Source organism: Phocaeicola fibrisolvens, assembly GCF_025567125.1.
Lineage (GTDB): Bacteria > Bacteroidota > Bacteroidia > Bacteroidales > Bacteroidaceae > Phocaeicola > Phocaeicola fibrisolvens.
Genome location: NZ_JAOQJI010000053.1, coordinates 1 through 21,486, shown reverse-complemented (window position 1 = coordinate 21,486; position 21,486 = coordinate 1). Strand labels below are relative to the sequence as shown.

The following is a 21,486-nucleotide window of genomic DNA, read 5'->3' as shown; positions in this document are numbered from 1 at the left end:
ACGTACGGTTCGGAGGCAGGCTGTCGGAAACCTACCACCGTAAGGTGGCATGGCGCCGACAGCCGAGCCTACAGATAACCAAAGAGAAGCTCAATCAGGACATGGAGAACCTTGCCGCAAGATTGAACGGCGTCGAGGAATTTGCAGGTTGCACCATCTAAAAAGAAAAGCCATGAAACGTGACACAATCATCATCGAGGACAAGGCAGTCAGCGTAACCGGTAACGACGTGTGGATGACCGCCACCGAAATAGCCGGATTGTTCCATACGACCGTCCCGGCAGTGAACGCCGCCATCAGAGCCGTCCGCAAGTCGGACGTGCTGAACGACTACGAGGTGTGCCGCTACATGCAGCTTGAAAACGGGCTGCACGCGGACGTGTACGCCCTTGAAATCATCATCCCGGTCGCTTTCAGGGTGAATACCTACAACACCCACCTGTTCCGCACATGGCTGGTGGGAAAGGCACTCTCACAAGAGAAACGGCAGACATACGTGATGTTCATACAGAACGGAAAAGCCGGGTATTGCTGATTGCACATACCCCATAAGACAAGTAAACGGGTAGCACCACAAAAGGTGTCACCCGTTTACTTTTTCATGAAACCGCCTCACTCCAGCGGCTTGCGGTAGTTCGCTTCCAGTACCCCGCGCAGCCCCGTTTCCGGGTAAAGCACCTTCCCTCCCAAAAGTATGAAGGGCAACACGCGGTTGTTGCGGTATTCCTGCAAGGTGCGCCGGCTCACACGGAGCAGTTCCGACACCTCGCCGTCCGTCAGGTAACGTTCCCCGTCCAGCGGAGGACGGTAGCTTTCCAGAAATGCGGACAGCCATTTCGAGCCTTTGCGCATATCCTGCACCACAGAGGCTATCGGCTCGTCTTCCATCGTAAAAACATCGTTGTTCTCGTTCATCATAACTTCGGATTCAGTGGGTGAATAAATCAAATCATCTGCCGTGCGGATAGAGCGTGCCGACAAGCGGTATCAGCCGCTTCACCTCCTCTGGCTTGTAATAGAACCTGCGGTTTATCTGCGAGTAGCCGATAAGCCGCCTGTCACGCAGCGTCTGCAACGTGCGCGGGCTTATTCTCAACTGCCCGCAGACCTCCTCGCCCGTGAGCCATCTTTCCATGCGCCCCGTGTCGCTTTTGCGCCTCAGGGCGGCGACCTTCTCCGAGAGTGCGCCGAATGCCGCCACCATCATCTCGAAAGTCTTTTTCTCGATAGATACTATTTCCATATTCATGTCATTTAGAGTTTGCCGCAAAGGTAACGAAACGGCATACAAGACGTATCGTTTTCCGCTGAAAGGCTGCCTGTTGCGCCGTTTGACCGGGTTACGGAGCCATCTTCCGCAAAAATCTTACGTGAGTCACGTAGTGAGTTGTTAAAGCCCCTTTTGTTTATTGCCGAATTTTGTCGCAGAAACAAAAAGAAAGGACTGAACATGAAAGTGATAACAATGGAAAGTTCCGCCTACAAGGAGATGATGGCGCAGATTGCGAACATCGCAGGGTACATCCGCGAGGCAAGGGACGAGAAGAAACGGAAGCGGGAAACCGAAGACAAGCTGCTTGACACGGCACAGGCGGCGAAGATGCTCAACGTGAGCAAGCGCACCATGCAGCGTATGCGCACCGACCACCGTATCGAGTATGTGGTGGTACGCGGAAGCTGCCGCTACCGCCTTTCCGAGATACTGCGGCTATTGGAGGACAACACAGTAAGGAACGAGGAAGGGACAATAGACACCCTGTTCCACAACCACACGCTGCGCACGGGCGGCAAACCAAAAGGAAGGAGGACATAGGTCATGGAACTGCTCACACGAAACAACTTCGAGGGCTGGATGCAGAAGCTGATGGAACGGCTCGACCGTCAGGACGAACTGCTGCTGGCGATGAAGGCTGAGGGGAAACAGCCCACTATCACGGAAAGCATCCGCCTTTTCGACAATCAGGATTTGTGCATGTTGCTCCAGATAAGCAAACGCACCCTCCAACGCTACCGCAGCGTAGGCGCATTGCCCTACAAGACGCTGGGCAAGAAGACCTATTACAGCGAGGAGGACGTGCTGACATTCCTTTCCAACCATATCAAGGACTTCAAAAAGGAAGATATAGCCTTCTACAAGGCTCGTATCCATAATTTCTTTCATAAATAACCCATTAAAACATTTTTCAGATGGCAAAGAAAAAAGACGAAAAGGACGTGCTGGTAGTCCGTGACGAGAAGACAGGCGAGATCAGCGTGGTAGCCGGGCTGAACGCGGACGGCACACCCAAGCGCACCCCCGCAAAAGCGGAGAACGCGCAGAGTTTCCTGCAATTCGACCGACATGGCGACGTGCTGGACAACTTCTTCAAGAACTTCTTCCGGCAGTGCAAGGAACCCAGCCGCTTCGGTTTCTACCGCATTGCGGCAGACCAAGCTGAAAATCTCTTAGAGGTGATGAAGCAACTGCTGAAAGACCCCGAAGCGAACAAGGAGCTGCTCGCCCCTCACAAGGTGGACACCTCCGACTATGAGAAGAAGGTGCAGGAAGAGATGGCAGCACAACAGACAGAGAAACAAGAACCTCAAAAACAGGAGAACATGGAACAACGGAAAGAACAGCAACAGGACAAATCCGAACAGATGCAGGGCAAACGTGGCTACCAGCCCATCGACGAGAGTAAAATCAACTGGCAGGAGCTGGAGGACAGATGGGGCGTAAAGCGGGACAACCTTGAAAAGTCCGGCGACCTTACGAAGATGCTCAACTATGGCAAGTCCGACTTGGTAAAGGTCAAACCGACCTTCGGCGGCGAATCATTCGAGCTGGACGCCCGCCTCTCCTTCAAGAAGGACGGTGAGGGAAACATCAGCCTCGTGCCGCACTTCATCCGCAAGGAGCAGAAGCTGGATGAGTACAAGGAACACAAATTCTCCGACAATGACCGGAAGAACCTCCGCGAAACGGGCAATCTCGGTAGGGTCGTGGACATTGTGGACAGGGAAACGGGCGAGATCATCCCCTCCTACATCAGCATCGACCGCAAGACGAATGAAATCACGGACATTCCGGCAAGCAGGGTGCGCATCCCGGAGCGCATCGGCAAGACGGAAATCACCACGCAGGAGCGGGACATGCTCCGCGCCGGACTGCCCGTACGCGACAAGCTCATCGAGCGCAACGACGGCAGAAAGTTCGTCACCACCCTGCAAGTGAACGTGGAGCAGCGCGGCGTGGAGTTCGTGCCGGGAACCGGCAAGTCGCCCCGTACCGCACAGACACAGGAAACCAAAGGCGACACATCGAAAAGTCAGGCGCAGGGCGGGGAAAATGCCGCACAGACCAAGAAGGAGCAACGCCGCAACACGTGGACGAACGAGGACGGCAGCATCCGCCCCATCAGCAAATGGAGCGGCGTGAGCTTCACCGACCAGCAGAAAGCCGACTATGTGGCGGGTAAAGCCGTGAAGCTGGAGAACGTGACCGACAAGCAGGGCTTCCATGCCACGATGTATATCAAGTTCAACCCGGAGAAGGGACGCCCGTACCGCTACGACACGAACCCTGACAATGCACAGCAGGTTGCTCCGTCCAACGAGAGCCGCACGCAGGTGGCGGTGAACAACGATGGCAAGACCAACGAGGCTACAAAGAATCTGAGAGAGCCGTTGCAGAAAGGTCAGACCAACCCGAAGGACGCCCGCCAGCAACAGCAGCAGGAGAAGCCGCAGAAGAAAACGGGCAAGGGCATGAAAATGTAATCCCGTGTCCGCCACTGAATCCAAAATAAAATCCAAAGTATCAACAAAAAAGAAGAAGACATGAAGACAATCATTGCAGAAAAGCCCTCCGTGGCACGTGAAATCGCCCGCATCGTGGGCGCGACAAAGAGAGAGGAAGGATATTTCGAGGGAGGCGGTTATGCCGTGACATGGGCATTCGGACACCTCGTTCAGCTTGCCATGCCCGACGGCTACGGCGTGCGCGGATTTGTCCGTGACAACCTCCCGATTATTCCCGACACATTCACGCTCGTCCCCCGTCAGGTCAGGACGGAGAAAGGTTACAAGCCCGACAGCGGCGTGGTGTCGCAGATAAAAGTCATCAAAAGACTGTTCGACACAAGCGAACATATCATCGTGGCGACCGATGCCGGACGCGAGGGAGAGCTTATCTTCCGCTACCTCTACCACTATACGGGTTGCACCACTCCTTTCGTGCGCCTGTGGATCAGCTCTCTCACCGACAAAGCTATCCGCGAGGGACTGCGGAAACTCGAAGACGGCAGCAAATACGACAACCTCTACCTCGCCGCCAAAGCGCGGAGCGAATCCGACTGGCTCGTGGGCATCAACGGCACACAGGCGTTATCCATCGCCGCCGGACACGGCACGTATTCCGTGGGGCGGGTGCAGACACCAACGTTGGCTATGGTATGTGAACGCTACTGGGAGAACCGCCGCTTTACGTCCGAAGCATTCTGGCAGCTCCATATCGCAACGGACGGTTGCGACGGCGAAGTCGTGAAATTCTCATCCTCCGAGAAATGGAAAGAGAAAGAACCGGCGATGGAACTATATAATAAGGTAAAGGCGGCAGGTTGCGCCACTGTCACGAAAGCCGAGCGCAAGGAGAAGACGGAGGAAACTCCCTTGCTCTACGACCTGACCACGCTCCAGAAAGAAGCCAACGCCAAGCACGGCTTCACGGCGGAACAGACGCTTGAAATCGCGCAGAAACTCTACGAAAAGAAGTTGATAACCTATCCGAGAACGGGAAGCCGCTACATCCCCGAAGACGTGTTTGCCGAAATTCCCAAACTGCTCGCTTTCATCGGCACACAGCCCGAATGGAAAGACAAGGTGCGGGCAAAAGCCGCCCCGACACGCCGCAGCGTGGACGACGGCAAGGTGACAGACCACCATGCCCTGCTCGTCACGGGTGAGAAACCGCTCTTCCTCTCCAAAGAGGACAATACCATCTATCAGATGATTGCCGGGCGCATGGTCGAGGCATTCTCTGAGAAATGCGTCAAGGATGTGACCACTGTCACGGCGGAATGTGCCGGAGTGGAGTTTACCGTAAAAGGCAGCGTCGTGAAGCAAACCGGATGGCGTGCCGTCTATGGCGAGGAAAAAGAGGAAATTACCATCCCCGGCTGGCAGGAAGGCGACACGCTGACACCGAAAGGCTCGTCCATTACCGAAGGAAAGACCAAACCCAAGCCGCTGCATACCGAAGCCACCCTGCTCTCGGCAATGGAAACGGCGGGCAAGGAAATTGAGGACGACGCACTGCGGCAGGCGATGAAGGACTGTGGCATCGGTACTCCCGCCACACGCGCCTCCATCATCGAAACGCTTTTCAAGCGCGGTTACATGGAACGCTGCAAGAAGTCGCTTGTTCCCACCGAAAAAGGACTTGCCCTCAATTCCGTCGTCAAGACGATGCGCATCGCCGATGTTGCCATGACGGGCGAATGGGAAAAGGAGCTGGCGCGTATCGAGCGCGGGGAACTGTCCGACGACACCTTCCGCAAGGAGATAGAGGCGTACACACGTGAGATAACCTCCGAACTGATCTCGTGCGACAAGCTCTTCGGCAGCCGTGACTCCGGCTGCGCGTGTCCCAAGTGTGGCACGGGCAGGATGCGGTTCTACGGCAAGGTGGTACGCTGCGACAACACGGAGTGCGGACTGCCCGTGTTCCGGCTGAAAGCGGGACGCACCCTGTCCGACGATGAAATCAAAGACCTGCTCACCGAAGGGCATACCAAGCTGCTCAAAGGGTTCAAGAGCAAATAGGGCAAGAGTTTCGATGCTGTTGTCGCCTTTGACGGGGAATATAACACGACTTTTGTGTTCCCGGAGGCTAAAAAGGACAAGAAATTTTCAGGACGGAAGAAATAGTATTAACTTTGCCACTTGTTCAGAGTAATGAATTGTTCTTCGATACCGGATTACACTCATACTTTGGATTTAGTGGTGGCACTCGGAGGGATACCGAGTGCCTTTTTCTTCCTTTTTCCAACCGATTATCCCGTTAATTATCAATCCGCTAAATCCAAAGTAATGAACAACAAGAAGAAAAACGAGGGTCAGACCGACTTTTCCTATTACGGTCTGTACCTGCTGGACTATCTCCGCACGAACAAGTTTGAACAGGCTGACGACACCGCTTTCATACGGGAACGGGCCGACCGTGCCGCCGAAACGTATGAGAGGGCACGGCTTGAAGGCTATCCCGCCGATGGTGCGCAGGAACTGGCGATGGACACGCTGCTGCGCGGGCTGCATTATTCCCGTTACGCCATCCTCCGCGAAGTCGTGGAAAACGAGTTTGCCGATGAAGTGCCGGAAGAGAAGCGTGAAGCCTTTGTCCTGAAACTGCTGCCGCTTGTCGGCAACGTGTTCTCCGTCTATGACCTCTCGGATGACAATTTCGCCCTGTCTTCCGATTACGACCTGCTCTACACGGAGCTGACGGGAGCAACCGTCCTTTACTTAGACGAATATGGCGTTTAACCGCAAACAGAAACTGCGGGACAACATCGAGGCGATACGGACGGCATTCATCCTTGACAGGGAAAATAGGACAGCGACAACCGAAGAGCGTGCCATACTTCAAAGGTACTGCGGTTTCGGCGGTCTGAAATGTATCCTCAACCCTGCAAAGGAACTGACGGATGCCGTCCGGTGGGCGAAATCCGACCTCGAACTGTTCGCCCCGACGGTGGAGCTGCACAGGCTTATCCGTGAGAACAGCAAGGACGAAACAGAGTACAAGCGGTTTGTGGATTCGCTGAAAGCGTCCGTGCTGACCGCTTTCTACACCCCCAAAGAGATAACCGACACCATCGCGGACGTGCTGGCAGATTACAGCGTCCGCCCCGCCCGTATGCTCGAACCGTCGGCAGGTGTCGGCGTGTTCGTGGATTCCATGCTGCGGCACAGCCCCAATGCGGATGTGATGGCTTTCGAGAAGGATCTGCTCACGGGTACAATCTTGAGGCATCTCTATCCCGACCAGAAAATGCGCACCTGCGGTTTTGAGAAAATCGAAAGACCGTTCAACAATTATTTCGACTTGGCGGTGTCCAACATTCCGTTCGGTGACATTGCCGTGTTCGACGCGGAGTTTCAGCGGAGCGACTCTTTCGGCAGACGCTCCGCCCAGAAAACCATCCACAACTATTTCTTTCTCAAAGGACTGGATGCCGTGCGTGACGGCGGTATCGTGGCGTTCATCACCTCGCAAGGGGTATTGAATAGCACCAAGACCTCCGTGCGTAACGAGCTGTTCAGTCAGGCCAATCTGGTATCCGCGATACGCCTGCCCAACAACCTGTTCACGGACAACGCGGGCACGGAGGTGGGCAGTGACCTGATTGTCCTGCAAAAGAACCTCAGCAAGAAGGAAATGTCGCAGGACGAGCGGCTGATGACCGTGATACAGACGGACACGAAAACCGCCCTGACCGACAACGCCTATTTCATCCACCACCCGGAACGCATCGTGCATACGATGGCGAAACTTGACACAGACCCCTACGGGAAGCCCGCTATGGTTTATCTGCACGAGGGCAAGGCAGCAGGCATCGCCGGGGATTTGCGCCGTATGCTCGACGAGGATTTCCATTACAGGCTTGCCATGCGCTTGTATTCGGGTTCAATCCGGCAGGCAGGAACGGAAGAAAAAGTTGCCGTTCAAAATAAAGTAGAGCGTCCTGCCATAAAATTGGAAACAGTATCCTCGGCGCAGACGGTGGAAACTCCGACAGAAAAGCCGCAACCCGCAGATGAAAAGCCGGAGATAGAACCGCGCCCGCAATATTCCGCAGGCGTGCAGCTCACCCTGCTTGACCTCTGGGGGATGACGGAAGAGGTCAGCCAACCGAAAACCTCCAAAAAGAAAAAGACGGTGAAAAAGGCAGTTACGGCAAAGTCCACTCCGCCCAAACCGAAAGTCACGGTTACACCGACAGCTCCAACTGCAAAACCCGCAATGGAGAATAAGGAGGTGAAAGCGGAGAACACCGCCAAGCCTGCCGACCCGGACGACATCTATGCCACACTGGACTGGGATACCAATCCTCCCATCAACGGTTTCTATGAAATGATGATGGGTTTGACGCCGGAGCGTAGGAAAGAACTTCGGGAACTGGCAAGGCAGCATAACGAGAAACAAGTGGCGGAAAAGACGGAAGTGAAAGCCGTGCCGGAAACTTCCCGTGAGCAGCCACGACAGGAGGAAACACAGCCGGAGGCAGTCGCCGCACCTGCCGTTACAGATACCCCATCGGAAGCGGTGGGGACTTTCCTTTTCCCCGACATCGAAGCGGAAAAGCCGAAGGAGGAAGTCGTGGACCTTTCTCCGCGTGCCTACCACCGCACGCCGGAGATGCACCTGCGCGAAGGGTCGCTGGTGGCTGACCGGGGGCGTCATAACATCGGCTACCTGAAAGACATCACGCCATACGGGGCGACATTCCAGCCGCTCGACCTGAAAGGATACCAGAAGGAAAAGGCGTTGTTGTATGTGTCGCTGCGTGACGCCTACGAGCGTCTGTACCGTTATGAATCGCTCCGGCGCGAGGCAAATGTTCCGTGGCGAGAGCATCTGAATACCTGTTACGATGAGTTTGTCATGCGCTACGGCAACCTCAACGCCAAGCAGAACGTGAAGTTAGTGATGATGGATGCGGGCGGGCGCGACATCCTTTCGCTGGAACGGATGGAAAACGGAAAGTTCGTCAAGGCGGACATCTTCGAGCATCCTGTTTCCTTCGCGGTGGAGAGCCATGCCAACGTAGGCTCTCCCGAAGAAGCCCTGTCTGCGTCGCTCAACAAATATGGTACGGTCAATCTCGACTATATGCGGGAGATAACCGACAGCACGGCGGAGGATTTGCTCACTGCCCTGCAAGGGCGCATCTACTACAATCCGCTCGTGACCGGTTACGAAATCAAAGACCGTTTCATCGCCGGAAATGTCATAGAGAAAGCGGAACGCATAGAAGCATGGATGGGTGACAATCCCGAAAATGAGCGTATGCCGGAGGTGAAGCAGGCGTTGGAGGCTCTGAAAGATGCCGAGCCGCAGCGCATCGCCTTCGAGGATCTGGACTTCAATTTCGGGGAACGCTGGATTCCGACGGGTGTCTATGCCGCCTACATGAGCCGGCTGTTCGACACGGAGGTGAAAATCGCCTATTCCGCAAGCATGGACGAGTTTTCGGTGGTGTGCGGCTACCGCACCATGAAAATCACGGACGAGTTTCTGGTGAAGGGGTATTACCGGAACTATGACGGTATGCACCTCCTAAAACACGCCCTGCACAACACCTGCCCTGACATGATGAAGTCCATCGGCAAGGACGAGCATGGCAACGACATCAAGATGCGCGACAGCGAGGGAATACAACTCGCCAACGCCAAGATTGACGAGATACGAAACGGCTTCTCCGAATGGCTCGAAGAGCAGTCGCCGCAGTTCAAGGAGCGGCTTGTGACGATGTATAACCGCAAGTTCAACTGTTTCGTGCGCCCGCGCTACGACGGCTCCCATCAGACCTTTCCCGACCTCAACCTGAAAGGGCTGGCAAGCCGGGGTATCAAGAGCGTCTATCCCTCACAGATGGATTGCGTCTGGATGTTGAAACAGAACGGCGGCGGAATTTGCGACCACGAGGTGGGAACCGGTAAGACGCTGATAATGTGCATCGCCGCGCATGAGATGAAGCGTCTGAATTTGGCACACAAGCCGATGATTATCGGGCTGAAAGCCAACGTTGCGGAGATTGCAGCCACCTATCAGGCGGCATATCCCAACGCACGTATTCTGTACGCTTCGGAGAAGGACTTTTCGACCGCCAACCGTGTGCGCTTCTTCAATAATATAAAGAACAACGACTACGATTGCGTCATCATGTCGCACGACCAGTTCGGCAAGATACCGCAGTCGCCGGAATTGCAGCAGCGCATCCTGCAAGCAGAGCTTGACACGGTGGAGGAAAACCTCGAAGTGCTACGGCAGCAGGGAAAGAACGTGTCGCGGGCGATGCTGAAAGGATTGGAGAAGCGCAAGCACAACCTTGAAGCGAAGCTGGAGAAGGTGGAACACGCCATAAAGTCACGCACGGACGACGTGGTGGATTTCAAGCAGATGGGCATCGACCACATCTTCATAGATGAGAGCCACCAGTTCAAGAATCTGACTTTCAACACGCGCCACGACCGTGTGGCGGGATTGGGAAACAGCGAGGGAAGCCAGAAGGCACTTAACATGCTCTTTGCCATACGCACCATACAGGAGCGCACAGGAAAAGACTTGGGTGCGACCTTCCTCTCCGGCACGACTATCAGCAACTCACTGACTGAATTGTACCTGCTGTTCAAGTACCTGCGCCCGAAGGAGCTGGAACGGCAGGACATAAGGTGTTTCGACGCTTGGGCGGCGATATTTGCCAAGAAGACGACGGATTTTGAATTTAACGTGACGAACAATGTGGTCCAGAAGGAGCGTTTCCGCTACTTCATCAAAGTGCCGGAGCTTGCCGCCTTCTATAATGAAATCACGGACTACCGCACGGCGGAGGATGTGGGCGTTGACCGTCCTGCCAAGAACGAGATACTGCACCATATACCGCCCACGCCGGAACAGGAGGACTTCATACAGAAACTGATGCAGTTCGCCAAGACGGGCGATGCCACCTTGTTGGGCAGGCTGCCGCTTTCGGAAACGGAAGAAAAGGCGAAGATGCTCATCGCCACGGACTATGCCCGGAAAATGGCACTCGACATGCGCATGATAGACCCGAATTACGAAGATCATCCCGACAACAAAGCGAGTCACTGTGCCAAGATGATCGCGGAGTATTATCAAAAATACGACGCCCAGAAAGGCACGCAGTTCGTTTTCTCTGATTTGGGGACATACCAGCCGGGCGACGGGTGGAACGTCTATTCGGAAATCAAGCGCAAACTGACGGAGGACTACGGTATACCGCCAAGCGAGGTGCGCTTCATTCAGGAGTGCAAGACCGACAAGGCGCGGAAGGCGGTGATAGACGCCATGAACGCCGGGACGGTGCGTGTGCTGTTCGGCTCTACCTCTATGCTCGGAACGGGTGTGAACGCCCAGAAACGGTGTGTGGCTATCCATCATCTCGATACGCCGTGGCGACCGTCCGACTTGCAACAGCGTGACGGACGCGGAGTTAGGGCAGGTAATGAGATTGCCAAACATTTCGCCGGGAACAACGTGGATGTAATCATCTACGCGGTGGAGAAGTCACTGGACAGCTACAAGTTCAACCTCCTGCACTGCAAGCAGACTTTCATAAGCCAGCTCAAAAGCGGTGCGATGGGTGCGCGTACCATCGACGAGGGGGCAATGGACGAAAAATCGGGCATGAATTTCTCGGAATACATGGCGTTGCTCTCCGGCAATACCGACCTGTTGGACAAGGCGAAACTGGAAAAGCGGATCGCATCGCTCGAAGGGGAACGCAAGTCGTTCAACAAGGGCAAGCGTGATTCGGAGTTCAAGCTGGAGTCAAAGACCGGCGAGTTGCGCAACAACACGGCTTTCATAGATGCCATGACGGAGGACTGGAACCGCTTCCTGTCGGTGGTGCAGACCGACAAGGAGGGCAACCGCCTTAATATAATAAAGGTGGACGGAGTGGATTCCGCCGATGAGAAGGTCATCGGAAAGCGTTTGCAGGAGATAGCCAAGAATGCCACGACCGGAGGGTTGTACACGCAGGTCGGTGAACTTTACGGTTTTCCGATAAAGGTGGTGAGCGAAAGGATACTCAAAGAGGGATTGGAGTTCACCGACAACCGCTTCGTGGTCGAGGGGAACTACAAGTACACCTACAACAACGGGCATCTGGCGATGGCTGACCCGTTGGCCGCCGCCCGCAACTTCCTCAACGCGATGGAGAGGATACCCTCCATCATCGACCAGTACAAGGCGAAGAACGAGGTGCTGGAGATGGAGATACCGCAGTTACAGGAGATAGCGGGTAAGGTGTGGAAGAAGGAGGACGAGCTGAAGCAGTTGAAGTCCGAACTTGCCGCCCTTGACCGAAAAATTCAGCTGGAGCTTGCGCCACCCACGCCCGAAGTCGCAGAAAAGGAGAATGAAGGGCAACAGCTCAAGCCGGAAGCGGAAGATGTGAGGAACAGGCAGGCGCAATATCCCGAAAATGCACCGCCGCAGATACGCAGTCCGGCGGATAGTATCGTTGCCAACCATGTCATAATCGGGCGTCCGGGACTGTATGCCAAGGAGGAAACCCGGTCCAAAGGATTGAAAATATAACCTAAGGAATTTTATCTGAAGTATTAATAAGGGCTATCCCAAAAGGTCTAAAAGTAAATTTTATCCTTTCTGCAAGTATCTATAGGATGGCAACTGCATTTTTTTCTTTTTGGGCAGCCCTTATTAAAATTTATTCTTATTTTAGGTTATATACATTCATGTCCATTTATGTAAAAAATTCCTGCTGACCTTGTTTATGTCTTGTCAGTCACCATTTGCAAAACCATATTTGACCCTCAAAGAGGCTGAATTTGATAAGTAACTTGCTACATACTCATAATAAGGAGCTAAATAGAACACGAATGGGAAATACACAAATGCTAAACTAAAGAAGATATTGGCCAAAATAAACGCTATACCGAGAGAGAAACTTGATTTTTCAACTTCCTAAAACGGTGTTGTTCAAACATTTCTACTTATTTGTACTTGCCAGTTGAACCTACGCTTCCCTAATAAAATGTCTATGGTAAAAAGTTAAAAAATCCTCCCACTTTTGTTAGATATATTTTTTTGTGTAATTTTGTAATCGTTATGCGGCAGTAATAATATACATATTAATACGAGTTAGTAATCCTGTAGTTCTCATATGCTACGAGGAGGTATTAAAAGGTGCGTTTCGACAATGCATCTACTGTAGTATATTATTGCTTAATCCAAATGAATATTATAAATTTAGGAATTCTTGCTCACATTGATGCAGGAAAAACTTCCGTAACCGAGAATCTGCTGTTTGCCAGTGGAGCAACGGAAAAGTGCGGCCGTGTGGATAATGGTGACACCATAACGGACTCTATGGATATAGAGAAACGTAGAGGAATTACTGTCCGGGCTTCTACGACATCTATTATCTGGAATGGAGTGAAATGCAATATCATTGACACTCCGGGACACATGGATTTTATTGCGGAAGTGGAGCGGACATTCAAAATGCTTGATGGAGCAGTCCTCATCTTATCCGCAAAGGAAGGCATACAAGCGCAGACAAAGTTGCTGTTCAGTACTTTACAAAAGCTGCAAATCCCGACAATTATATTTATCAATAAGATTGACCGTGCCGGTGTGAATTTGGAGCGTTTGTATATGGATATAAAAACAAATCTGTCGCAAGATGTCCTGTTTATGCAAACTGTTGTCGATGGATCGGTTTATCCGGTTTGCTCCCAAACATATATAAAGGAAGAATACAAAGAATTTGTATGCAACCATGACGACGATATATTAGAACGATATTTGGCGGATAGCGAAATTTCACCGGCTGATTATTGGAATACGATAATCGCTCTTGTGGCAAAAGCCAAAGTCTATCCGGTGCTACATGGATCAGCAATGTTCAATATCGGTATCAATGAGTTGTTGGACGCCATTTCTTCTTTTATACTTCCTCCGGCATCAGTCTCAAACAGACTTTCAGCTTATCTCTATAAGATAGAGCATGACCCCAAAGGGCATAAAAGAAGTTTTCTTAAAATAATTGACGGAAGTCTGAGACTTCGAGACGTTGTAAGAATCAACGATTCGGAAAAATTCATCAAGATTAAAAATCTAAAGACTATTTATCAGGGCAGAGAGATAAATGTTGATGAAGTGGGTGCCAATGATATCGCGATTGTAGAAGATATAGAAGATTTTCGAATCGGAGATTATTTAGGTGCTAAACCTTGTTTGATTCAAGGATTATCTCATCAGCATCCCGCTCTCAAATCCTCCGTCCGGCCAAATAAGCCCGAAGAGAGAAGCAAGGTGATATCCGCTCTGAATACATTGTGGATTGAAGACCCGTCTTTGTCCTTTTCCATAAACTCATATAGTGATGAATTGGAAATCTCGTTATATGGTTTGACCCAAAAGGAAATCATACAGACATTGCTGGAAGAACGATTTTCCGTAAAGGTCCATTTTGATGAGATCAAGACTATCTACAAAGAACGACCTATAAAAAAGGTCAATAAGATTATTCAGATCGAAGTACCACCCAACCCTTACTGGGCCACAATAGGGCTGACTCTTGAACCCTTACCGTTAGGGGCAGGGTTGCAAATCGAAAGTGACATCTCCTATGGTTATCTGAACCATTCTTTTCAAAATGCCGTTTTTGAAGGGATTCGTATGTCTTGCCAATCTGGTTTACATGGATGGGAAGTGACAGATCTGAAAGTAACTTTTACTCAAGCCGAGTATTATAGCCCGGTAAGTACACCTGCTGATTTCAGACAGCTGACCCCTTATGTCTTCAGGCTGGCTTTGCAACAGTCAGGTGTGGACATTCTCGAACCGATGCTCTGTTTTGAGTTGCAGATACCCCAAGTAGCGAGTTCCAAAGCTATTACAGATTTGCAAAAACTGATGTCTGAGATTGAAGACATCAGTTGTAATAATGAGTGGTGTCATATTAAAGGGAAAGTTCCATTAAATACAAGTAAAGACTATGCCTCAGAAGTAAGTTCGTACACTAAGGGCTTAGGCATTTTTATGGTTAAGCCATGTGGGTATCAAATAACAAAAGACGGTTATTCTGATAATATCCGCATGAACGAAAAAGATAAACTTTTATTCATGTTCCAAAAATCAATGTCATTAAAATAATGGAGCGGTCAGGAAATTTCTATAAGGCAATACGGTTGGGATATATACTTATCTCCATTCTTATCGGATGTATGGCATATAATAGCCTCTATGAATGGCAGGAGATAGAAGCATTAGAACTTGGCAATAAAAAAATAGACGAGCTCCGAAAAGAAATAAACAATATCAATATTCAAATGATAAAATTTTCTCTATTGGGTGAAACAATACTGGAATGGAACGATAAAGATATCGAGCATTACCATGCACGGCGTATGGCAATGGACAGTATGCTCTGCCGTTTCAAGGCCACCTATCCAGCAGAGCGCATCGATAGTGTGCGCAGTCTTTTAGAGGATAAGGAACGACAGATGTTCCAGATAGTCCGGTTAATGGATGAACAACAATCTATTAACAAGAAGATAGCCAATCAAATTCCGGTTATTGTACAGAAAAGTGTGCAGGAACAGTCCAAAAAGCCAAAACGAAAAGGTTTCTTAGGCATATTCGGCAAAAAAAAGGAAGTAACTCCAGCAGTATCAACCACTATCCTTCATTCGGTCAATAGAAACGTAATCAGCGAACAGAAAGTGCAGGATCGCCAATTGTCGGAACAAGCCGACAGCCTTGCAGCTCGTAATGCAGAACTTAACAGACAACTGCAAGAATTGATTTGCCAAATAGAAGAAAAGGTACAAACCGAACTGCAAAGCCGGGAAAACGAAATAGTTGCCATGCGTGAAAAGTCATTTATGCAAGTAGGCGGTTTAATGGGATTCGTTCTTCTATTGTTGTTAATTTCCTACATCATCATACATCGTGATGCAAAAAGCATTAAACAATACAAGCACAAGACAACTGATTTGATAAGGCAACTGGAACAATCCGTACAACGGAACGAGGCACTGATAACGTCAAGGAAGAAGGCGGTACATACTATCACCCATGAACTGCGCACACCGCTGACAGCAATAACAGGCTATGCCGGACTGATACGGAAAGAACAGTGTGAGGATAAGTCCGGGCAGTATATCCAAAACATACTGCAATCCTCCGACCGTATGCGGGATATGCTTAACACTTTGCTTGACTTCTTCCGCCTGGACAACGGCAAGGAACAGCCCCGTCTGTCACCCTGCCGGATTTCAGCAATCACGCACACACTTGAAACGGAGTTCATGCCTGTTGCCGTGAACAAAGGGCTGTCCTTGTCCGTGAAGACTGGACACGATGCCATTGTATTGACCGACAAAGAGCGAATAATACAAATCGGGAATAACCTGCTGTCAAACGCTGTCAAGTTCACAGAAGAAGGCGGTGTTTCTTTGATTACTGAATATGATAATGGAGTTCTGACACTGGTCGTTGAAGATACAGGTACAGGCATGACAGAAGAGGAACAGAAACAAGCGTTCGGTGCGTTTGAACGTCTATCAAATGCCGCCGCAAAGGAGGGTTTCGGGCTTGGGCTTGCCATAATGCGTAATATTGTGTCGATGCTTGGCGGAACAATCCGTTTAGACAGCAAGAAAGGGAAAGGCAGTCGTTTCACAGTTGAAATTTCTATGCAGGAAGCTGAAGAACAGCTTGGATATACAAGCAATACACCTGTTTATCATAACAATAAATTCCATGATGTTGTCGCCATTGACAATGATGAGGTATTACTTCTGATGCTGAAAGAGATGTATTCCCAAGAAGGAATACACTGCGACACTTGCACCGATGCTGCGGCACTGATGGAAATGATACGCCAGAAAGAATACAGCCTGTTGCTGACAGACTTGAATATGCCCGATATAAACGGTTTCGAATTGCTGGAACTGTTGCGTTCGTCCAACGTGGGCAATTCACCAACAATCCCGGTGGTTGTGGCAACCGCTTCGGGCAGTTGTAACAAAGGGGAACTATTGGCAAAAGGCTTTGCCGGATGCCTGTTCAAACCGTTCTCCATATCGGAACTGATGGAGGTTTCCGACAGGTGTGCCATAAAAGCGACACCGGACGGGAAACCGGACTTTTCCGCCTTATTGTCCTATGGCAATGAAGCCGTCATGCTGGAAAAGTTGATAACTGAAACAGAAAAGGAAATGCAGGCGGTACGGGATGCAGCAAAAGAAAAAGACCTGCAAAAGCTGGATTCCCTGATCCACCACCTGCGCAGTTCGTGGGAGGTGCTCCGTGCCGACCAACCGCTGAATGTACTTTACGGATTGCTTCGTGGCGATGCTCTCCCGGATGGTGAAGCGTTAAGCCATGCCGTGACTGCCGTGCTGGATAAGGGAGTGGAAATAATACGGTTGGCAGAAGAGGAAAGGAGAAAATACGAAGATGAATAAGACAAAAATAATTGTGGTGGAAGACAACATCGTGTATTGCGAATATGTCTGCAATATGCTGTCACGGGAGGGCTACCGCAATATGAAGGCTTACCACCTCTCAACCGCGAAGAAACATCTGCAACAGGCAACAGATAATGATATCGTGGTTGCCGACCTGCGTCTGCCTGACGGCAGTGGCATAGACCTTTTGTGCTGGATGCGAAAGGAGGGAAAGATGCAGCCCTTCATCATTATGACCGACTACGCCGAAGTTAATACCGCCGTGGAAAGCATGAAACTCGGCTCGATAGACTATATTCCCAAACAGCTTGTGGAGGATAAACTTGTCCCCCTGATCCGTTCCATACTGAAAGAACGTCAGGCAGGACAACGCCGTATGCCTATATTCGCCCGTGAAGGTTCCGCCTTTCAGAAAATCATGCACCGCATAAGGCTGGTAGCCGCCACCGATATGAGCGTGATGATATTTGGTGAGAACGGCACGGGCAAGGAGCATATTGCCCACCTGTTGCATGACAAGAGCAAACGTGCAGGCAAGCCATTTGTGGCGGTGGACTGCGGTTCACTCTCCAAAGAGCTTGCACCGTCGGCTTTCTTCGGACACGTCAAAGGTGCATTTACAGGTGCGGACAATGCCAAGAAAGGATATTTCCATGAGGCGGAAGGCGGCACGTTGTTTCTGGACGAGGTAGGAAACCTCGCGTTGGAAACCCAACAGATGTTGCTCCGTGCCATACAGGAGAGGCGGTATCGCCCGGTCGGAGACAAGGCAGACCGGAATTTCAATGTCCGCATCATCGCTGCTACCAATGAAGATTTGGAGGTATCGGTGAATGAAAAGCGTTTTCGGCAGGATCTTCTGTACCGCCTGCACGACTTCGGGATAACCGTTCCTCCGTTGCGTGACTGTCAAGAAGACATTATGCCGCTGGCAGAGTTCTTCCGTGATATGGCAAACAGAGAGCTGGAGTGTAGCGTGAGCGGGTTCAGTTCCGAAGCACGTAAAGCGTTGCTGACACACGCATGGCCGGGCAACGTGCGGGAACTTCGGCAGAAAGTTATGGGTGCTGTATTGCAGGCGCAGGAAGGTGTTGTCATGAAAGAGCATCTGGAACTTGCCGTGACGAAACCGACCTCTACTGTCAGCTTCGCCTTGCGCAATGACGCGGAGGATAAGGAGCGGATATTGCGTGCGTTGAAACAGGCAAACGGCAACCGGAGTGTCGCCGCAGAACTGCTCGGCATAGGCAGGACAACACTATACAGCAAACTTGAAGAGTATGGACTTAAATATAAATTCAAGCAATCATAGCCCGTAATTCACTGAATTTGGCTATCTTTGCATAACATTTGAGAAAAACGGCGATTGGCAGGAGCTTTTCGCCGCCAACATATAGGATAAGACCGCAAGGCGTTTCAAGCGAAAATCTGGTAAATTGGAACTACGGAGACGATTGCGTGATGCTTATGCTATGCTTACGCATAGCGTGCATTCACGTACTCTCCGTAAAGGCTTTACCAGAGCCATCGCTTGAAGGTAGTGTGAATTGCACGCTACTTTTTTACCCTTGCCTAACGAAAGGAAACGATTATGGGTAAAGTTCAGATTCTCGCCGTACTGACGATGGACGGATGTCTTTCTTCAGAGTTATATGATAAAGCACATCAGGATTTGTGCCTTGACCGTTGCGGTCTTGATGAAATCAGGAAGAAAGCCTTTTACCGTGTGACACCGGACTATTCCATTTCAATGCTGCACGAATGGAGAAAAGACTGCACAAACATCCGTTACCTCGCGGAAGCCACACCGGACACGGCAGACTATATAAACGGACTGCTGCGGATGCACGCTGTGGATGAAATCATACTATACACCGTTCCTTTCATATCCGGAAGCGGACGACATTTTTTTAAGTCGGCTCTGCCAGAGCAACACTGGACGCTTTCCTCTTTGAAAAGCTATCCCAACGGTGTATGTCGCATTATCTATATCCTTGATAAAAAAGCAAGATAGCCAAAATGTGCGGCAAGCATACATTTCTATTTTCAGGAATAGAATAAATGTTCCGATTACAAACAATTTAAGTCGGAGATAATTTGTCCTTGTGAAAAAATACTGAATTTTATACCTCTGAAATCCAGCACTTTGTAAAATTGAGTGTTGGATTTTTTATTTTCTGCCGCGTTTTTTGCCAATTATATTCATGTGCGCACGCAGAAAACAAAGTGTAATTTTCAAAATTGACAGAACCATGAATTATTTCTTGCTGGCGGAAACCGACTTTTTCCGCCTGATAAACGAAGCCGGCGACTGCAATATGGAAACGGCATACACGGCTTTCGCCACCCAAGTGATCGAACTGTGCAACGGCGGCATGGACATGAACCTTACCGTCATCGCGCTTGCCTACATCGAAATCGAGTTGCAGCACCATCCCGTACGTAATCTGTCAGAAGAAAAAAGAGAGATTGCCGCCTACGTCAGCAAGGCTCTGTCTTTCGTAAGAAAGATGCAGAAATTCCTTGCCACGCCCCAAGTGCCACCACTAATATCCGCCAACAACGCAACAGAAACCACCGCCAGCCTTCTTCAATGGACGGGCAATGCCATCGACCTCGTGGAACTTATCTACGGCATAGACGTGATGGGCTGCATCAACAACGGCAATATGCCGCTCAAACAGCTCGCCCCACTTCTCTATAAGATATTCGGGGTTGATTCTAAAGACTGCTACCGCTTCTACACTGATATCAAACGCCGGAAGAACGAAAGCCGCACCTATTTCATTGACAGGATGCAGGAAAAACTGAACGAGAGAATGTTGCGTGATGAGGAGTTGGAGCGGATGAGAAAATAAAAAAATATCCATTACATATGAGAAGACAGGAATACTCGTATCCTGTCTTTTTATTTTCATTTAATTATATATTACATTGCTGTCCGGAGAAAATTCGCCAAAACAGCTATTATTAATTAATAATCAGTTAGTTACCAAGCTAATAAAATTTTTCGATTAGAAATCATAGTTTTGCAAGAAGGTATAAACAGCCAATTTTGCAAACTATGAACAAAGGAAAAACAATATTTGCACAGGTTATGTCTCTTATAAACACATACGAATTTAAGAAGTGCGTCAACCGCTATAAGGGTGACAGGCACGCCATCAAGTTCACTTGCCGTGATCAGTTCATGGTAATGAGCTTTGCTCAGTTCACGGACAGGTCCGGGCTGAGAGACATAGAGACTACACTTAACCTTTGTTCTCCTGACCTTTACCGTTCTGGTATCAAGGTAATGCCTAAATCCACCTTGGCCGAAGCGAATGAAAAGAAGGATTGGCGTATTTATCAGGACTTTGCACAATTACTGATACAGCAAGCAAAGGAAGCATATAATGGACAGAAACTTAGACTTGCCTTGGATGAAATGGTCTATGCCTTTGACAGTAGCACTATAGAACTGTGTCTGAAGCTTTGTCCATGGGCTAAGTTTCATCATGAGAGAGGAGCAATCAAGATGCATACCTTGATGGATCTTAGGGGGGCCATCCCGACATTTGTCCATCTGACAGAAGGAGCTGTTCACGATTCCCGAATTATGGATAAGATACCTGTAGAAACCAACTCTTACTATCTTATGGACAAAGGATATGTCAAGTTTGACTCTTTGTTCCGGCATTTTCATCTTAATAATGCCTTTTTTGTAACAAGAGCAAAAGAAAATATGCTTTACGAAGTTCTTGATAGTAGAGAGGCAGACCAATCTGCCGGACTTTTCTCTGATGAAACAATCAAATTGACAGGACCACTCACCTCCAAGAAGTATCCCGATTCTCTTAGACTTGTTGTGTATGAAGACTTCAGCACAAATACAGTTTACCGTTTCCTCACCAATAACTTCAAGCTTGATGCATTGACTATTGCCGAGTTGTACAGGGAGAGATGGCAAATTGAGTTGTTCTTCAAATGGATAAAGCAGCATCTGCACATAAAGACATTCTATGGAACTACCAAGAATGCCGTGTTCACACAGATATGGATTGCCATCTGTGACTATCTTCTGCTTATCATTGCGAAGAAACATTATATGTTGAAACCAAGTCTTCATTCCATTTCAAACTCTATTGGTCAAGTCCTCTTCAAAAGAGGCGACATCAAAGATATATTTAATCAAACCGACCTCACTGCTAATGTTCCGGAGGGTAACGGTCCTAGACAGCTTACGCTGTGGTAAAATTTCTCCGGACAGCAATG

General features: G+C 49.9%; 14 protein-coding genes and 1 pseudogene. 13 read left to right on the top strand and 2 right to left on the bottom strand.

The window, feature by feature from the left end:
• Positions 1-172 precede the first annotated feature (172 nt).
• Complete coding sequence (locus tag OCV81_RS15510; RefSeq protein ID WP_004291423.1) at positions 173-535, top strand: hypothetical protein; 363 nt, start codon at positions 173-175, stop codon at positions 533-535.
• A gap of 77 nt (positions 536-612) precedes the next feature.
• Here OCV81_RS15510 and OCV81_RS15505 read toward each other — a convergent pair whose 3' ends face one another.
• Positions 613-918, bottom strand: coding sequence for a helix-turn-helix domain-containing protein (locus OCV81_RS15505; RefSeq protein ID WP_004291424.1), 306 nt, complete (start codon positions 916-918; stop codon positions 613-615).
• A gap of 31 nt (positions 919-949) precedes the next feature.
• Positions 950-1,249: a helix-turn-helix domain-containing protein gene (locus OCV81_RS15500; RefSeq protein ID WP_004291426.1), complete on the bottom strand. Its 300-nt coding sequence runs from the start codon at positions 1,247-1,249 to the stop codon at positions 950-952.
• Between the two features lie 138 nt (positions 1,250-1,387).
• Here OCV81_RS15500 and OCV81_RS15495 point away from each other — a divergent pair, with 138 nt between their 5' ends.
• The 12 genes and pseudogenes from OCV81_RS15495 (at position 1,388) to OCV81_RS15440 (ending at position 21,466) form a co-directional block, all read left to right on the top strand.
• Entirely contained in the window at positions 1,388-1,813 is a 426-nt protein-coding gene (locus OCV81_RS15495) for a helix-turn-helix domain-containing protein (protein ID WP_004291432.1), read from the top strand.
• A gap of 3 nt (positions 1,814-1,816) precedes the next feature.
• Entirely contained in the window at positions 1,817-2,167 is a 351-nt protein-coding gene (locus OCV81_RS15490) for a helix-turn-helix domain-containing protein (RefSeq protein ID WP_004291454.1), read from the top strand.
• 20 nt (positions 2,168-2,187) lie between these two features.
• Positions 2,188-3,759 carry a DUF3945 domain-containing protein gene (locus tag OCV81_RS15485; protein ID WP_004291455.1) on the top strand — a complete coding sequence of 524 codons (1,572 nt, stop codon included), beginning with the start codon at positions 2,188-2,190 and terminating at the stop codon, positions 3,757-3,759.
• Between the two features lie 60 nt (positions 3,760-3,819).
• Positions 3,820-5,907, top strand: a pseudogene (locus tag OCV81_RS15480) (DNA topoisomerase).
• Positions 5,908-5,934: 27 nt separating this feature from the next.
• Complete coding sequence (locus OCV81_RS15475; RefSeq protein ID WP_004291461.1) at positions 5,935-6,522, top strand: DUF1896 domain-containing protein; 588 nt, start codon at positions 5,935-5,937, stop codon at positions 6,520-6,522.
• Complete coding sequence (locus OCV81_RS15470) at positions 6,512-12,328, top strand: N-6 DNA methylase (protein ID WP_004291462.1); 5,817 nt, start codon at positions 6,512-6,514, stop codon at positions 12,326-12,328. The genes OCV81_RS15475 and OCV81_RS15470 overlap by 11 nt, the downstream gene beginning before the upstream one ends.
• A 657-nt stretch (positions 12,329-12,985) precedes the next feature.
• Complete coding sequence (gene tet(Q) / locus OCV81_RS15465) at positions 12,986-14,911, top strand: tetracycline resistance ribosomal protection protein Tet(Q) (protein WP_004291466.1); 1,926 nt, start codon at positions 12,986-12,988, stop codon at positions 14,909-14,911.
• Positions 14,911-17,229, top strand: coding sequence for a hybrid sensor histidine kinase/response regulator (locus OCV81_RS15460; RefSeq protein WP_004291467.1), 2,319 nt, complete (start codon positions 14,911-14,913; stop codon positions 17,227-17,229). The genes tet(Q) and OCV81_RS15460 overlap by 1 nt, the downstream gene beginning before the upstream one ends.
• Entirely contained in the window at positions 17,222-18,544 is a 1,323-nt protein-coding gene (locus OCV81_RS15455) for a sigma-54-dependent transcriptional regulator (protein ID WP_004291471.1), read from the top strand. The genes OCV81_RS15460 and OCV81_RS15455 overlap by 8 nt, the downstream gene beginning before the upstream one ends.
• 279 nt (positions 18,545-18,823) lie before the next feature.
• Complete coding sequence (locus OCV81_RS15450; RefSeq protein WP_004291474.1) at positions 18,824-19,246, top strand: dihydrofolate reductase family protein; 423 nt, start codon at positions 18,824-18,826, stop codon at positions 19,244-19,246.
• Between the two features lie 238 nt (positions 19,247-19,484).
• Positions 19,485-20,090, top strand: coding sequence for an RteC domain-containing protein (locus tag OCV81_RS15445; RefSeq protein WP_004304269.1), 606 nt, complete (start codon positions 19,485-19,487; stop codon positions 20,088-20,090).
• A gap of 206 nt (positions 20,091-20,296) precedes the next feature.
• Positions 20,297-21,466 (top strand): IS4 family transposase, encoded by a 1,170-nt coding sequence (locus tag OCV81_RS15440; RefSeq protein WP_394802552.1) that lies wholly within the window; start codon positions 20,297-20,299, stop codon positions 21,464-21,466.
• The last annotated feature ends 20 nt before the right edge of the window (positions 21,467-21,486 follow it).

Coding starts and splice junctions, on each gene's coding strand:
- OCV81_RS15510 (WP_004291423.1), top strand. CDS start 173: ATGAAACGTGACACAATCATCATCGAGGACAAGGCAGTCAGCGTAACC.
- OCV81_RS15505 (WP_004291424.1), bottom strand. CDS start 918: ATGATGAACGAGAACAACGATGTTTTTACGATGGAAGACGAGCCGATA.
- OCV81_RS15500 (WP_004291426.1), bottom strand. CDS start 1,249: ATGAATATGGAAATAGTATCTATCGAGAAAAAGACTTTCGAGATGATG.
- OCV81_RS15490 (WP_004291454.1), top strand. CDS start 1,817: ATGGAACTGCTCACACGAAACAACTTCGAGGGCTGGATGCAGAAGCTG.
- OCV81_RS15485 (WP_004291455.1), top strand. CDS start 2,188: ATGGCAAAGAAAAAAGACGAAAAGGACGTGCTGGTAGTCCGTGACGAG.
- OCV81_RS15475 (WP_004291461.1), top strand. CDS start 5,935: ATGAATTGTTCTTCGATACCGGATTACACTCATACTTTGGATTTAGTG.
- OCV81_RS15470 (WP_004291462.1), top strand. CDS start 6,512: ATGGCGTTTAACCGCAAACAGAAACTGCGGGACAACATCGAGGCGATA.
- OCV81_RS15460 (WP_004291467.1), top strand. CDS start 14,911: ATGGAGCGGTCAGGAAATTTCTATAAGGCAATACGGTTGGGATATATA.
- OCV81_RS15455 (WP_004291471.1), top strand. CDS start 17,222: ATGAATAAGACAAAAATAATTGTGGTGGAAGACAACATCGTGTATTGC.
- OCV81_RS15450 (WP_004291474.1), top strand. CDS start 18,824: ATGGGTAAAGTTCAGATTCTCGCCGTACTGACGATGGACGGATGTCTT.
- OCV81_RS15445 (WP_004304269.1), top strand. CDS start 19,485: ATGAATTATTTCTTGCTGGCGGAAACCGACTTTTTCCGCCTGATAAAC.
- OCV81_RS15440 (WP_394802552.1), top strand. CDS start 20,297: ATGAACAAAGGAAAAACAATATTTGCACAGGTTATGTCTCTTATAAAC.